The 13,594-nt window shown below is 70.9% G+C and carries 14 protein-coding genes and 1 pseudogene; 9 read left to right on the top strand and 6 right to left on the bottom strand.

Annotated features, from left to right (window positions below; all coding sequences use genetic code 11):
• Position 1: 1 nt before the first annotated feature.
• The 4 genes and pseudogenes from CT688_RS10060 to CT688_RS10045 form a co-directional block, all read left to right on the top strand.
• A pseudogene (locus tag CT688_RS10060) lies at positions 2 to 463 on the top strand (SRPBCC family protein); the annotation flags it as partial.
• 57 nt (positions 464 to 520) lie between these two features.
• Complete coding sequence (locus tag CT688_RS10055; RefSeq protein WP_107758137.1) at positions 521 to 1,198, top strand: dihydrofolate reductase family protein; 678 nt, start codon at positions 521 to 523, stop codon at positions 1,196 to 1,198.
• A 159-nt stretch (positions 1,199 to 1,357) separates the two neighbouring features.
• Positions 1,358 to 2,236, top strand: a complete 879-nt coding sequence (locus tag CT688_RS10050) for an endonuclease/exonuclease/phosphatase family protein (protein WP_107756785.1) — start codon at positions 1,358 to 1,360, stop codon at positions 2,234 to 2,236.
• On the top strand, positions 2,233 to 2,853 hold the full coding sequence (locus tag CT688_RS10045) for a hypothetical protein (RefSeq protein WP_107756784.1): 621 nt from the start codon (positions 2,233 to 2,235) through the stop codon (positions 2,851 to 2,853). Before CT688_RS10050 ends, CT688_RS10045 begins: the two co-directional genes overlap by 4 nt.
• Here the strand turns inward: CT688_RS10045 and CT688_RS10040 are convergent.
• Positions 2,850 to 4,100, bottom strand: coding sequence for a cation:proton antiporter (locus CT688_RS10040; RefSeq protein ID WP_107756783.1), 1,251 nt, complete (start codon positions 4,098 to 4,100; stop codon positions 2,850 to 2,852). The genes CT688_RS10045 and CT688_RS10040 overlap by 4 nt on opposite strands.
• A 99-nt stretch (positions 4,101 to 4,199) precedes the next feature.
• Here CT688_RS10040 and CT688_RS10035 point away from each other — a divergent pair, with 99 nt between their 5' ends.
• The 5 genes from CT688_RS10035 (at position 4,200) to ilvD (ending at position 10,387) form a co-directional block, all read left to right on the top strand.
• Positions 4,200 to 5,210, top strand: coding sequence for an LLM class oxidoreductase (locus CT688_RS10035; protein WP_107756782.1), 1,011 nt, complete (start codon positions 4,200 to 4,202; stop codon positions 5,208 to 5,210).
• A 34-nt stretch (positions 5,211 to 5,244) separates the two neighbouring features.
• On the top strand, positions 5,245 to 5,946 hold the full coding sequence (locus CT688_RS10030; protein ID WP_107756781.1) for an oxygenase MpaB family protein: 702 nt from the start codon (positions 5,245 to 5,247) through the stop codon (positions 5,944 to 5,946).
• Positions 5,947 to 6,036: 90 nt separating this feature from the next.
• Complete coding sequence (locus CT688_RS10025) at positions 6,037 to 7,407, top strand: deoxyribodipyrimidine photo-lyase (RefSeq protein ID WP_197431516.1); 1,371 nt, start codon at positions 6,037 to 6,039, stop codon at positions 7,405 to 7,407.
• 57 nt (positions 7,408 to 7,464) lie between these two features.
• Positions 7,465 to 8,586: a PQQ-dependent sugar dehydrogenase gene (locus tag CT688_RS10020; protein WP_107756779.1), complete on the top strand. Its 1,122-nt coding sequence runs from the start codon at positions 7,465 to 7,467 to the stop codon at positions 8,584 to 8,586.
• Between the two features lie 52 nt (positions 8,587 to 8,638).
• Positions 8,639 to 10,387 (top strand): dihydroxy-acid dehydratase, encoded by a 1,749-nt coding sequence (ilvD, locus tag CT688_RS10015; RefSeq protein ID WP_194305701.1) that lies wholly within the window; start codon positions 8,639 to 8,641, stop codon positions 10,385 to 10,387.
• 86 nt (positions 10,388 to 10,473) lie between these two features.
• Here the strand turns inward: ilvD and CT688_RS10010 are convergent, their stop codons facing one another.
• The 5 genes from CT688_RS10010 to CT688_RS09990 form a co-directional block, all read right to left on the bottom strand.
• Positions 10,474 to 10,869: a VOC family protein gene (locus CT688_RS10010; RefSeq protein ID WP_107756778.1), complete on the bottom strand. Its 396-nt coding sequence runs from the start codon at positions 10,867 to 10,869 to the stop codon at positions 10,474 to 10,476.
• 32 nt (positions 10,870 to 10,901) lie between these two features.
• Positions 10,902 to 11,588 carry a PhoU domain-containing protein gene (locus tag CT688_RS10005; RefSeq protein WP_107756777.1) on the bottom strand — a complete coding sequence of 229 codons (687 nt, stop codon included), beginning with the start codon at positions 11,586 to 11,588 and terminating at the stop codon, positions 10,902 to 10,904.
• Positions 11,589 to 11,660: 72 nt separating this feature from the next.
• Positions 11,661 to 11,939, bottom strand: coding sequence for a Rho termination factor N-terminal domain-containing protein (locus tag CT688_RS10000; RefSeq protein ID WP_107756776.1), 279 nt, complete (start codon positions 11,937 to 11,939; stop codon positions 11,661 to 11,663).
• A 132-nt stretch (positions 11,940 to 12,071) separates the two neighbouring features.
• Entirely contained in the window at positions 12,072 to 12,548 is a 477-nt protein-coding gene (locus CT688_RS09995) for an FABP family protein (protein WP_197431402.1), read from the bottom strand.
• 43 nt (positions 12,549 to 12,591) lie between these two features.
• Complete coding sequence (locus CT688_RS09990) at positions 12,592 to 13,527, bottom strand: DUF808 domain-containing protein (RefSeq protein ID WP_107758135.1); 936 nt, start codon at positions 13,525 to 13,527, stop codon at positions 12,592 to 12,594.
• Positions 13,528 to 13,594 lie beyond the last annotated feature (67 nt).

Genomic DNA, 13,594 nt, shown 5'->3' with positions numbered 1-13,594 from the left:
CATGGGGGAGAACAGGCGGGGCGACCCGGCCGGGCGGGAGACCGAGGACCGCGAGATCGTCATCACGAGATACATCGACGCGCCGCGCGAGTTGGTGTTCCGCGCGTTCACCGAGGTGCAGCACCTGGCCCGGTGGTGGGGACCGGAGGGGTTCACCACCACCACCCGGTCCTTCGAGTTCCGCGAGAACGGTGTGTGGGACTTCGTGATGCACGGCCCGGACGGAACCGACTACCAGGAGTGGATCACCTGGCGCGAGATCGTCCCGTCGGAGCGGATCGCGCTGCGTCACGGCGAGTCCGCGGAGGATCCGGAGGCGTTCGAGTCCGTCCTGGACTTCGAGTCCGAGGGCGGGGGGACCCGTGTCGAGTTCCGCACGATCTTCCCCACGAGGGAGCTCCGCGATCGCGCGGCGCAGGAGTACCACGCCGTCGAGGGCGGCGAGCAGACCCTGGCCAACCTCGCGGCCCACGTCGCCGAGCTCGCCGCCGGACAGGGGGAGCCGGGGGTCCGGAGGCAACTGGTCCGGGTCCACAACTTCTCCGTCTCGCTGGACGGGTTCGGAACGGGGGAGGGGCAGTGCCTCGAGGCGCCCTTCGGTCACGCCGGGCACCGGTTGTTGGAGTGGGCGCTACCGACACGAACCTTTCAGGACATGGGATTCCACGGGGACCGAGAGGCCTCGGTCGGGGTCGACGAGACGTTCGCGAGCCGATGGAACACGGGTGTCGGCGTGGAGATCATGGGCCGTAACAAGTTCTCCCCCACCCGGGGTCCATGGGGGGACGACCCGTGGCGTGGCTGGTGGGGAGACACCCCGCCCTTCCACACGCCGGTGATCGTCCTGACCCATCACCCCAGGCCGACGCTGGAGCTGGACGGCGGCACCACGTTCCACTTCATGGACGCCGACCCCGCCACGGCGCTCGACGCCGCGCGCGAACTGGCAGGCGGCCTGGACGTCCGCATCGGCGGGGGAGCGAGCACGATCCGTCAGTTCCTCCGGGCGGACCTGATCGACCAGATGCACATCGTCGTGGTGCCCGTCATCCTGGGTCGGGGTGAACGATTGTGGGACGGGGTGGAGGGGCTCGAGGAGCGGTTCCACATCGAGTCGACACCCTCCCCCAGCGGGGTCATCCACCTGAGCTTCTGGCGTCGTCGCACGCCGGGGCCGCGGACGACCTCAGGCGTGTGAGGAATCGCCGGGGCTCACCAGAGACCGCCTGGGACGCGGAGCCGGAGTAGAGCGCACTCGCGCAGGTCCTGCACGGCCGGCGGCAGCGGCATCGGCACGACGTCGGCCTCACCAATAGACTGGGCATCCACCACCCGCTCCGGATTCGAGGACCGCACGATGGCACCGCACGACCCCGGCGTCGCCCAGGCCGCGCCGCCCGAGCCGTCGTCACTCATCGGCTGCGTGCGCGAACCGTGCCTCCACGTGATGAGCTGGAACATCCGCCGGCCGGTGCCGGCCGTCATGACGCGGTCGGCGGACAGGTGGGATCGACGCGCGCCGGCGATCCGGTCGCTCCTGTCCGCCGAGCGCCCGACGCTCCTCGGCGCCCAGGAGGTGCTGCCCGACCAGGCCGCGGTGATGTCGGGCGCCCTCGGCCCCGGATACCGGGTCATCGGTCGCGGGCGTGGGGCGGGCGGGCGCGGCGAGGCCTCCCCGATCTTCTACGACTCGGCGAGGCTCGAGGTGCTCGAGTGGGACCAGCTCGCGTTGTCCGACCACCCCGTTCGCGCGGGCTCGCTGTCCTGGGGGAACCTCATCCCCCGGGTGATGGTGACGGCGACCTTCCGTGATCGCCGGACCGGCCGCGAGTTCCGGATGATCAACACCCACCTCGACCCGTTCTCCGCGCGGTCGCGTCTCCGCTCGGCGCGGGCCGTTCTCGAGCTGGTGTCCGCCGCGGGGGCGCCGACCGTGGTGACCGGCGACCTCAACACGGGCCCGGGGGGCGCGGCGGTGCGCGAGTTGGTCAGGGACGGCGGCCTCGTCGACACGTGGCTCAGCGCGCGGGCCCGCGTGAGCGAGGAGTGGGGGACGTACACCGGCTACCGCGCGCCCCGGAGGAACGGCACGCGCATCGACTGGATCTTCGCCTCGCCGGCGGTGAGGGTGATCCGCGCCGCGGTCAACCCGGCGCGGCCCGGCGGGGTCTGGGCGTCCGACCATCTGCCCGTCCACGCCGTGGTGCGTCTCGACGAAGGCGGCGTCGAGGAGTGATCGACAACTTCCTGCGACCCGCGGAGAGTCGCGCGCGGATGGGGGCCGACGCCCTCCGGATCCTCGGGACCCTCAGCGTCCTGGTGGCGCTGCTCCTTCACGGGCTGACCGACGCGGCCATCGTGGCGTTCGCGTTACCGGGCCTGATGCTCCCGCGCTTCGTGGGGATGAGGCCGTGGGCGGACATCACTGTGTCGGTCACGCTGCTGGTGGCGGCGTGGAGCAACGTCTTCGACCTGTACACGCGAATCTGGTGGTGGGACATCGTGGTCCACTTCGTGTGCGCCGGTGCACTGGCGGTGGTGGCGTACCTCTTCCTCGCCCACCGCGGGATCGTGCCGGTGACCGCCGACGGCGGCGTCCCGGCCGTGGCGGCGGTGGTGCTCACCACGGCGTTCGGCCTGGCCCTCGGCGCGTTGTGGGAGATGGTGGAGTGGTTCGGTTACACCTACCTGACCGACCAGATCTACGTCACCCTCGACGACACGATCGGGGACATGGCCGCGGGTGGCCTCGGCGCGCTGGCGGCCGGTCTGCTCCTGGCACACGGGCCGCGACTGTGGGAGCCGGCCACCCTGCCCGCCCACCGGTCCCCGGATGCGGCCTCCCGTCGTTAGCGACGGGAGGACGGCGCGCCGGCCCGCACCGCCTCCGCCAGGAGGGGGAAGAGCAGGACGGTGACCGCCCCCGCCGCCACCAACACGGAGGAGATCTCGCCCGTCATCAGGCCGTTGTTCACGGCGACCTCGGTCACCGCCACGATGATCGGCAGGCCGGTCGCCGCGTACAGACCCACCCGCGCCCGCTCCCGCGGGCCCTCGAGGCCGGGGCTCACGCGGGCGACGGTCTCGCTCACCCACACCCCGCCGCCACGGAGGACGAGCATGCTCACCACGGCGGCCACCAGCACCCACGGCGAGGCCGCCACCGCCCTGAGGTCGATGCTCATCCCCGACACCACGAAGAAGGCCGGGATGAACACGGTGTAGCCGACGGTCTCCAGCTGGCGGAGCAGGACCGTGGCCAGCCCCCGATCCGGGGACTGTCCTGCCTCGCGCAGATGTGCCCCGAGGGAGTCGACCAGCCGGCGCAAGATCATCCCGGCGGCGAAGGCGCCGAGCACCACGTCGAGACCGAACACCGTGGCCACCACCATCATGGTGGCCAGGAGCAGGATCACCGTGCGCATGGCCAGCTGGCCGGTGGAGGTGGTGCCTCTCAGCAGCGCCCGGCCGAGTGCGGGGACGTGGAGCAGTCGGGCCGGCGCCGCCAGGATGACGAGCGCGGCCAGGAGGAACAATCCGACCGCCGCGATCGAGGACTCGATGCTGCGGGTACCGAGCAGCACCGCCATCACCAGGATCGGTCCCAGTTCCCCGACCGCTCCGTGGGTGAGGACGGCTCTGCCCACGGGAGTGCTGTCGTGACCCGACCCCTTGAGGATGGGCAGGAGCGTACCGATGGCGGTGGAGGTGAGCAGGAGGCCTATCGCCACGGCCGTCTCCCAGCGTCCCGAGACCAGCCACCCCACCCCGGCCGCCAGGACGAGGCTGACGGCCCAGGTCCCGGCCGCCCGGCGTCCGCTGCGCCCGGTCAGGGTGGAGACCTCGAGCTCGAACCCGGCCAGGAGGAACAGCATCCCCAGACCGAGCTCGGAGAGGAGCGCGACACCGCCGGATTCCACCGCGAGGCCCAGACCGTGGGGGCCGATCACCATCCTGCCCGCCAAGAGCAGCACCACGCCGGGGATGAACGAGCGGGTGACACCGGACAGCACCGGAGCCGCCCAGACGGCCAGAACGATCCAGAACAACGAGACGAGTTCGGTGGGGGACGCCTCGGAGGCCAGGATGGTGGTGGTCACGTCCGGCCTCTCGCTCGATCGATGAAGGAGAGCTTAGACGAGCGGCGCGCACGCGAGGCCGTCGACCGGCGTCGACCGGCTCGTGCGAGGGTGGGGCACATGACCACCTCGCCGCTCGAGACGTCCGACGGTGACCCCCGGCGGCTCCCGGGGTTCCGTCGCACGTTCGGCGCGGGGCGACTGACCCTCGGGCTGGGCTTCCCGCTGCGGACGCGCGCCGACCGGGTCGACGGCCCGGACATCAGCGCACAGATCGAGGTCGCCCGGGCCGCGGAGAACGGAGGGTTCGCCGCCCTCCACGCCCGGGACATCCCGCTTCGCGTCCCTTCGTTCGGCGACGTGGGCCAGATCTACGATCCGTGGGTGTTCCTCGCGTACGTGGCCGCGCACACCAGCCGGATCACCCTCGGGACGGCGGCCGTCGTGCTGCCCGTCCGCCATCCACTGCACGTGGCCAAGTCCGCGGCCAGCCTGGACCGTCTGTCCGGCGGCCGGTTCCTCCTGGGGGTGGCCTCCGGCGACCGGCCGGAGGAGTTCCGTGCGTTCGGGCTGGAGCAGGGGCGGCGGGGGGAGAGGTTCCGGGAGAACCTCACGGTGATGACCCACGCCCTCACCACCGAGATGCGCGGGATCCGCTGGTCCGGGGGGTGGATGCACAGCGCGGACGTGGTCCCCAAGCCCACCGCCTCGTCGGTGCCGCTGATCATGACCGGCTCGTGTCAGCAGAGCATCTCCTACCTGGCGGCACACGGGCACGGATGGCTGACCTACCCACGCGAATTCGACGCGCAGCGCCGGACCGCCGCGAGGTGGCGCGAGGTGGTGGCGGAGAGTCGGGAGGGAGGATCCGACGACGACGACGAGGTGTTCAGTCCCTTCGCGCAATCGCTCCAGATCGACCTGGCCGAGGATCCGGACGAGGCGGCCTCGCCGATCGGCTTCGGGTTCCGGATCGGTCACCGGCGTCTGGTCGAGCACCTGGCGGACCTGCGGGGGATCGGGGTCAACCACGTCCTGCTGGGGGTCGGGGCGTCCCGCCGGCCGATCCGGGAGGTCGTCCACGAGCTGGCCGAGAACGTCGTGCCCCACTTCCCCGCTCTCGCCCACTAACCTCACCGGCGGAACGAAAGAGACGGGACCACCCATGACAGGCGCGGCCACCCCGGAACCCGGACTGTTCGAGCACCTCCGGTCCCGGCAGTTCCTGTTCATGCTGCCCCGCGCGGTGTCACTGCAGCTGATGCACCCCGCGATCAGTGCGGCGACGCTCGAGCACTCGCCCTCCCCGGGCTTCGTCTGGCTGCACAAGCGGCGGTCGGTTCCCCCGACGATCGACATGGCGTTCGACCCGCATCCGGAGTCCTGGATACCGGGGCGCATCGTGGTCACGCACGACACCATCCGGGGAACCGACGCCGACGGCCGTCGTTACCACTCGCTGGACCCGCAGGTCTTCCACTTCCAACACGCCACGTACGTGGACTCGCTGTTCGAGACCATCACGAGATTCCGCGGTCCACTGGACGCAGGGGAACGCCGGTCGCTCTACGCCTCGTGCTGCAGGTGGTACCGCGCCTACGGCATCTCCGACACACCGCTGCCCCCGACGGTCGAGGACTTCGACGCCTACTTCCGCGACCGGACCGGGGCGCTGTCCGTCACCCCGGCGCTCACGCACTACCGCGGGCAGCTGCTCCGTCCGCGCCAGTGGTGGCCGGCCGCGGTCCCCTCCGGCGCCATCCGGACGTTCCTGCACCCCGTGGCGGCGCGGGCGCTCCGGGTCCGGCCGTCCGCGTTCGACCGCGCGGTGTCAGCGGTCTTCACCTCGGCGTCCTCGCTGGAGTAGCCACTTCTGCCAGAATCGAGCCACGGCGGCGGGCCCGGGCGGACTCCGGGGCACGCCCACAGCCAGACCGTACCCGGAGGCGACGTGAGCATCTCGATCCTGTGGTTCCGACGCGATCTGCGGCTCAGCGATCATCCCGCTCTCCTCGCGGCCGTCGACTCCGCGGACGAGGTCCTGCCGGTGTTCGTGCGTGACCCGGTGCTGCTGGGACGTGGCGGCGCCCGAACCGACCGGCTGGAGGCCTCCCTGACCGCCCTGTCCGCCGACACCGGTGGGGCATTGGTCGTCCGGACGGGCGATCCCGCCGAGGTGATCGCGGAGCTCGCGGAGGCCGTGGACGCCGCGCAGGTGCACGTGAGTCGCGAGTCCACCCCCTACGGCCGGCGACGGGACGACAGGGCACGTGAGCTGCTCGGCGGGGCGGGTCGGGAACTGCTCGAGACCGGGTCGCCCTACGCGGTCGGACCGGGACGGGTCCTCAACAAGTCCGGCGAACCGTACCGGGTCTTCACCCCCTTCTCCAAGGCCTGGCACGACCACGGGTGGCCGGAGCCCGGCGCCCGCCCCGAGGACATCGCGTGGGCCGCGGACCCCGACACCGGCGGCTCGCACGACATCACGGGGGCACGCGATTCGGGGTCCGCGGAGGAGGTGGGTGAGCAGGCGGCCCTGGACCGGTGGAGGGAGTTCCTCGCCGAGGACCTGACCTCGTACGGCGACCAGCGCGACCGACCGGACCTGGACACGACGAGCCGGTTGTCGGTGCACCTGAAGTACGGAGAGATCCATCCGCGGACGATCCTGGCCGAACTCGCCGCCCATCCCGCCGCCGACACCGATGGCGCACGCCGGTTCGTCTCCGAGTTGGCGTGGCGCGAGTTCTACGCGGACGTCCTGTGGCACTGGCCCCGCTCGGCGTGGCGCGACCTGCGCGACACGCTGTCGGGGATGGACTACGACGAGGGGCCGGAGACCGACGAACTCGTCGAGGCGTGGCGGCAGGGGCTGACCGGTTACCCCTTCGTGGACGCGGGGATGCGACAACTGCGGTCCGAGGGATGGATGCACAACCGGGTGCGGATGGTCACCGCGAGCTTCCTCGTCAAGGATCTGCACGTGTGGTGGCCGACCGGCGCCCGGCACTTCCTGGACCACCTCAGGGACGGGGACCTCGCCTCCAACAACCACGGGTGGCAGTGGGTGGCCGGCACCGGGACCGACGCCTCGCCGTACTTCCGGGTGTTCAACCCGGTCACGCAGGGAGTGAAGTTCGACCCCGACGGCGACTACGTCCGTCGGTGGATACCCGAACTCGCGCACCTGACCGGCGCCGACGCGCACGAGCCGTGGCGGGCGGCGGACGGATACGACCACGGGTACCCCGAGCGCATCGTGGACCACGCCGAGGAGCGACGGGAGACCCTCCGACGCTACGAGCGCGCCAGGGGCGACGACGACTGAGGCAGCGGGCCACCAGAGGAATCGATACCGTGGAGTATGCGACCTTTTCTCGTCCCGGTGGCGGCAGTGACGCTCTTCCTGACCGGGTGTACGGGCGGGCCCACCTCCGTCACCTCCGACGACAGGGCGGGACAGGCGCCGTCCACCGCCACCACCGCCGAGGACTTCCGGGTGACGGAACACGGTGAGTTCGACCAGGGGTGGGCGATGAGCTTCCTGCCCGGGTCCGACCACCTGCTCATCACCCAACGCGGGGGCGAGCTCCTGCTCCGCGACCAGACCACCGGTCAGGTCACGGAGGTCGCGGGGGTCCCGCCGGTGAACGACGGCGGGCAGGGGGGCCTGCACGATGTGGCACCGGGCGCCACCCACGCCGAGGACGGCACCGTCTACCTCAGCTGGGTGCGGGACCATCCCGCCGGCTCCCAGGGGGTGGTGGGCCGCGGGACCCTCGACGTGGACCGTTCCGAGCTGAGGGATCTCGAGGTGATCTGGGAGCAGGACCCCGCGGCCGGCACCGGGCACTACGCCCTGCGCCTGCTCGTCCACGACGACCATCTCTATGTGACCTCGGGAGACCGCCAGGAGCAGACCCCCGCCCAGGACACCGCCGACAACCTGGGCGGCGTGGTGCGCCTGACCCCGGACGGGGATCCCGCGCCGGGGAACCCGTGGGCCGATGCGGGCGGCTCCGCCGCGGAACTGTGGACCATCGGCCACCGCAACCCCCTGGGCATCGCCGAGGACCCGCAGGGCCGGATCTGGGTGTCCGAGATGGGGCCCCGCGACGGGGACGAGCTCAACCTGCTCGACGAGGGTGGGAACTACGGGTGGCCGGAGGCCTCGATGGGCAGGCACTACGACGGCGGCGACATCCCGGACCACGGCGACGACGACGGGTTCGTACCTCCCGCCGCCTACTGGGTGCCCGCGATCTCCCCGGCCAGCCTTCTGATCTACCGCGGGGACCGCTTCGACGGGTGGAGAGGCAGCGCACTCGTCGGCGGACTGTCCGGACAGGTAATGGTCCGCGCGGAGCTGCACGACCAGACCGCGACGGTCGTCCGCGAATGGGACATGGGCGAGCGGATCCGTGCCCTCGCCGAGGCCCCCGACGGAGCGATCTGGGTCCTCGAGGACGGACCGGGCGGTCGCCTTCTGGAGCTCACGCCGGCGTGACGAGTCGAGACTCTACTGCGATTCGCCGCCCTCCACCGCCTAGGGTGGCGGTATGACGCAGCAGACGGACAAGGCGCACGCGCGCGACGGCGACAAGGCGCACGCGCGCGACGGTGTGGACATCAAGCCCCGCAGCCGGGACGTCACGGACGGCCTGGAGAAGACGGCGGCCCGCGGAATGCTCCGTGCGGTGGGGATGGGCGACGACGACTGGGTCAAGCCCCAGATCGGGGTGGCCTCCTCGTGGAACGAGATCACCCCGTGCAACCTCTCCCTCGACCGCCTGGCCAAGGCGGTCAAGGAGGGCGTGCACTCGGGCGGGGGGTACCCGCTCGAGTTCGGCACCATCTCGGTGTCCGACGGCATCTCGATGGGCCACGAGGGCATGCACTTCTCGCTCGTGTCCCGCGAGGTGATCGCCGACAGCGTGGAGACGGTGATGAGCGCGGAGCGGCTCGACGGATCGGTGCTGCTCGCCGGCTGCGACAAGTCGTTGCCGGGGATGCTCATGGCGGCCGCGCGACTCGACCTGGCCGGCGTCTTCCTCTACGCGGGGTCCACGTTGCCGGGTTTCGCGACCCTCTCCGACGGTACGGAGAAGCAGGTCACCATCATCGACGCGTTCGAGGCGGTCGGGGCGTGCTCGCGCGGTCTGATGAGCCGCGAGGACGTCGACACCATCGAACGCGCCATCTGCCCCGGGGAGGGTGCGTGCGGCGGCATGTACACCGCCAACACCATGGCGAGCGCGGCCGAGGCCCTGGGCATGTCCCTCCCGGGCAGCGCGTCACCGCCTGCCCCGGATCGCCGTCGCGACGACTACGCCAGGGCGAGCGGAGAGGCGGTCGTCGAACTCCTGCGTCGGGGGATCACCGCCCGCGACATCATGACCAAGGAGGCGTTCGAGAACGCCATCGCCGTCGTCATGGCCTTCGGCGGTTCGACCAACGCCGTGCTGCACCTGCTCGCGATCGCCAGTGAGGCGGAGGTCGATCTGACCCTCGACGACTTCGCCCGCATCGGCGCGACGGTGCCGCATCTCGCGGACGTCAAGCCGTTCGGCGCCCACGTGATGACCGATGTCGACCGGATCGGCGGGGTGCCGGTGGTCATGAGGGCCCTGTTCGACGCGGGACTCCTGCACGGCGACTGCCTCACCGTCACCGGACGCACCGTCGCCGAGAACCTCGCGGACATCGCCCCGCCGGACCCGGACGGGCTGGTGCTGCGCGCGATGACCGAGCCGATCCACCCGACCGGCGGCATCACGATCCTGCACGGGTCGCTCGCCCCGGAGGGCGCCGTGGTCAAGTCCGCCGGCTTCGACTCCGATGTCTTCGAGGGCACGGCCCGCGTGTTCGAGCGCGAGCGCTCCGCTATGGACGCGCTGGAGGACGGCACGATCACCGCCGGGGACGTCGTGGTGATCCGCTACGAGGGGCCCAAGGGCGGCCCGGGCATGCGCGAGATGCTCGCGATCACCGGCGCCATCAAGGGCGCCGGACTCGGCAAGGACGTCCTGTTGATGACGGACGGGCGGTTCTCCGGTGGGACCACCGGCCTGTGTGTCGGCCACATCGCTCCCGAGGCGGTGGACGGTGGTCCGATCGCGTTCGTGCGAGACGGTGACCGAATCCGCCTCGACGTCTCCCGTGGGACGCTCGATCTGCTGGTCGACGAGGCCGAGCTGGCGCATCGGCGCGCCGGGTGGGAGCCGCTACCTCCCCGGTACACCCGAGGCGTGCTGGCCAAGTACTCCAAGCTCGTGCAGTCGGCCTCGACGGGCGCGATCTGCCGGTGAGACCCCGCGGCAGCAGGTGACCCGCGACGGTGGGTGCGCCCACCGTGGCAAGGCCCGGGCGCTCACACCCGGGTCATGCGGTCGCCCTACTTCGCATCGGGGTCCGGCTGGTGGATGCCGAACACGTTCCCTTCGGTGTCGAGGAAGTAGCCCTGCCACGCCATACCCGGCAGGGCGTGCTTGTCCATGGCCACCGTCCCACCGGCGTCGAGGATCGTGCGGGCGGTGGCGTCGAAGTCCGCGCACCCCATCGTGAGCACGGCGCCGGTGACGGGCGACCCCGTCGCGGGGGCGTCGCCGCGGCGCTGCATGATCGCGCCGTTGATGCCCGGTTGGTCCTCGGGGCCGGAGGTCACGCCGAAGTACGGTGACCCGGCGAAGTCGCTCCAGTCCTGGTAGGTCCATCCGAAGACGGCCGCGTAGAACGCGCACGCCCGGGCAGGATCGTAGGCGTGGATCTCGAAGTGGATGGGACGGGACACGGCGGGCTCCTCACATCGGAGATCTGGTCGGGTCAGTCGAGGACGGTGCCGTCGTCGAGGTGGGACAGCGAGCCGCCCCCGGGTCGCTCACCGGTGGCGAGGTAGACCACGCGGTTGGCGATGCTGACCGTGTGATCGGCGAACCGCTCGTAGTAGCGCGCGAGCAGGGCCAGGTCCACCGCCGCGACCGAGCCATGGGGCCAGTCCTCCGCGGAGATCTGCCTCATGAGCTCGGCGTGGAGTGAGTCGACTGCGTCGTCCTCGGTGTCGAGCGATCGAGCGAGGCGGACGTCCTTGGTGGGCAGGAGCCGCCCGAGGTTCCGGGCCATGGCCGAGTCGCGCTCGGCGAACTCACGGATCGTCGGGACGACGGGATCGGGTACGACGGGCTTGGGGTGACGGCGGCGGGCGACGCGTGCGATGTGGCCGGTGAGGGCGGCCATGCGGGTGAAGTGCTCGACGATGTAGATGCCCGAGACCACCTGACGCAGGTCGCGGGCCACGGGCGCTTCGAGCAACAGCAGGTCGAAGGCGTGCTGCTCGCTGTCCTCCCGGAGGTCCTCCACCTCGGCCGCGCCGTCGATCACCTCGGTGGCCGCAACCTCGTCCCCCTCGAGAAGCGCCACGCTGGCGAGGTCCAGGAGTCGATTGTTCATCTCGCAGAACCGGACCAGCTGGTCGGAGAAGTCATCGAGCTTGGTGTGAAGGACGGTACGCATCCCATGACTGTAGTGGCGGGGCGCGATCACCGCGATCCCGTCACCAGACGGTCGACCGTCCGGCCGCCCGGGTCAGTGGTCGCGAAGAGCCTCGATCAACTCGTCCTTCTTCATGGACGAGCGTCCCTCGATCCCGATCTCTCCGGCCCTGTCGCGGAGCTCGTCGACGGTCCAGTCCTCGTACGAACCCGCCTTGCCGCCCTTGTGCCCGACCTCGGACCGGGAGCTCTTGGCCGAGGCGTTGGCGATCCGGGCCGCCTTCTCCTTGCTCGCCCCGTCGTCGCGCAGCGCCTGGTAGACCTTCTCGTCTTTGATGTTCGACGATTGCTGGTCGTTCTTCTTCTCGGCCACGATCCCTCCCCGGTCGTCAGCGGAACTGTGTGTGCACCCCCATGGTCACCTCTGACCGCACCCGGGGGCCACCGCTCGGACTGTATCGCGGCGTCCGGGCCCGGCGCAGGCCCTCAGACCCGTCGCAGGCGCTCAGACCCGGCGCAGGTCCGACGAGAGGTGGTGGGTCATGGGCACGCCGACCGCGGCCATGGCGAATGTCGTGACCAGCCTGTCCCCGATGAGTTCGTACCGGCGGGTGGTGGCGTCCACCCGCTTGGCGGTGGCGGTGTTGGACACCCTGGCCGTCAGTTCCAGGACGAGCCTGTCCGCCTCGGCGACAACCGTCCCCTCTGCGAGCTCGGTCTGACCCATGGGCTGCGCCAAGATCATCTCCGCGGTTCCGACGACGGGGATGCGCAGGTAACCCGTCTCGGTGTGCATGGGGGCGCCGTCGGGGCTCCACGACCGCTGGAGGTAGTGCAGGAACGGCTTGCCGACATCCGTGAAGACGACCTCGTCGGTGTAGGCGAAATCCTCGATGGTGGGATACTCACCCGCGCCGTCCCCCCTCCATGTGCCGAGTAGTGAGGCGACGGGGGCGAGGGAGGGGGCCAGTTCCATGCCCACGAGACTAGGTGACGCCGGCGACCCGCACCGGCGGTGCGCAGACTCAGTGCGCCGAACCGCTCCGCCGTCGGGGGACCACGTGGGCGGCGGCCACCACCACTGCGCCGACGACCAGCCCGAACACCAGCGAGCAAAGGGTGTTGACCAGCCATCCGAGAACGCCCCCGACAGCCGCGACCGCGGCGGCGGGCTCCTCCAGGAGGTGGACCAGATGGTACGGGCCAGTCGCCCCGAGCTCGTCCAAGCCCACCAGCAAGATGTGTCCACCGACCCACAGCATCGCGAGCATTCCGACGAACGAGATCACCTCGAGAACCGTCGGCATCGCCTTGACCAGTCCGTTTCCGAACCGCTGGGTGCCGGGGGACCGTCTCCCGGCGAGGTGCAGACCGACGTCGTCCATCTTGACGATCACCGCGACCACCCCGTAGACGAGCGCGGTGATGAGTACGCCCACCACGACCAGGATCGCCGCGCGGATCCAGAACGGCTCGTCGGCGACCTCGTTGAGCGCGATCATCATGATCTCGGCGCTGAGGATGAAGTCGGTGGTCACCGCCCCACGGACCATCCGCTTCTCCGCGTCCGGACCCTTCTCCACGACCGGCGTGGCCTCCTCGTGGTGCCCTGAGATCCGTTCCCACACCTTCTCGGCGCCCTCGTAGCAGAGGTAGGCACCGCCCAGCATGAGCAACGGGGTGAGGACCCACGGTACGAACTGGCTGAGGACGAGGGCGAAGACGATGATGATCGCCTTGTTGCCCAACGAGCCCGTGGCGATCCGACGGATGATGGGCAGTTCCCGCGACGGCTCCACGTCGCGGACGTACTGCGGCGTCACCGCGGTGTCATCGACCACCACTCCGGCGGCCTTGATGCTGGCTCGTCCGGATGCGGCCGCGATGTCGTCGGTGCTGGCCGCGGCCATCCGGGCCAGGACGGCGACGTCGTCGAGCAGGGCGGCGAGACCACCGGCCATGATCACCTCACTGGGGCGGGCGGGAGAGGTCCCCGCCGACGGGACTAACCCGACCCCGTGCGGGTCG

Source organism: Dietzia sp. JS16-p6b (genome assembly GCF_003052165.1).
Classification (GTDB): Bacteria; Actinomycetota; Actinomycetes; order Mycobacteriales; family Mycobacteriaceae; genus Dietzia.
This window is presented reverse-complemented; position numbering and strand designations above follow the sequence as displayed.

Excerpts from the sequence above, each read along its gene's own strand:
- CT688_RS10030 (WP_107756781.1), top strand. The coding sequence starts at position 5,245 with ATGACAGGCGCGGCCACCCCGGAACCCGGACTGTTCGAGCACCTCCGG.
- ilvD (WP_194305701.1), top strand. The coding sequence starts at position 8,639 with ATGACGCAGCAGACGGACAAGGCGCACGCGCGCGACGGCGACAAGGCG.
- CT688_RS10005 (WP_107756777.1), bottom strand. The coding sequence starts at position 11,588 with ATGCGTACCGTCCTTCACACCAAGCTCGATGACTTCTCCGACCAGCTG.
- CT688_RS09990 (WP_107758135.1), bottom strand. The coding sequence starts at position 13,527 with ATGGCCGGTGGTCTCGCCGCCCTGCTCGACGACGTCGCCGTCCTGGCC.
- CT688_RS10035 (WP_107756782.1), top strand. The coding sequence starts at position 4,200 with ATGACCACCTCGCCGCTCGAGACGTCCGACGGTGACCCCCGGCGGCTC.
- CT688_RS10050 (WP_107756785.1), top strand. The coding sequence starts at position 1,358 with ATGGCACCGCACGACCCCGGCGTCGCCCAGGCCGCGCCGCCCGAGCCG.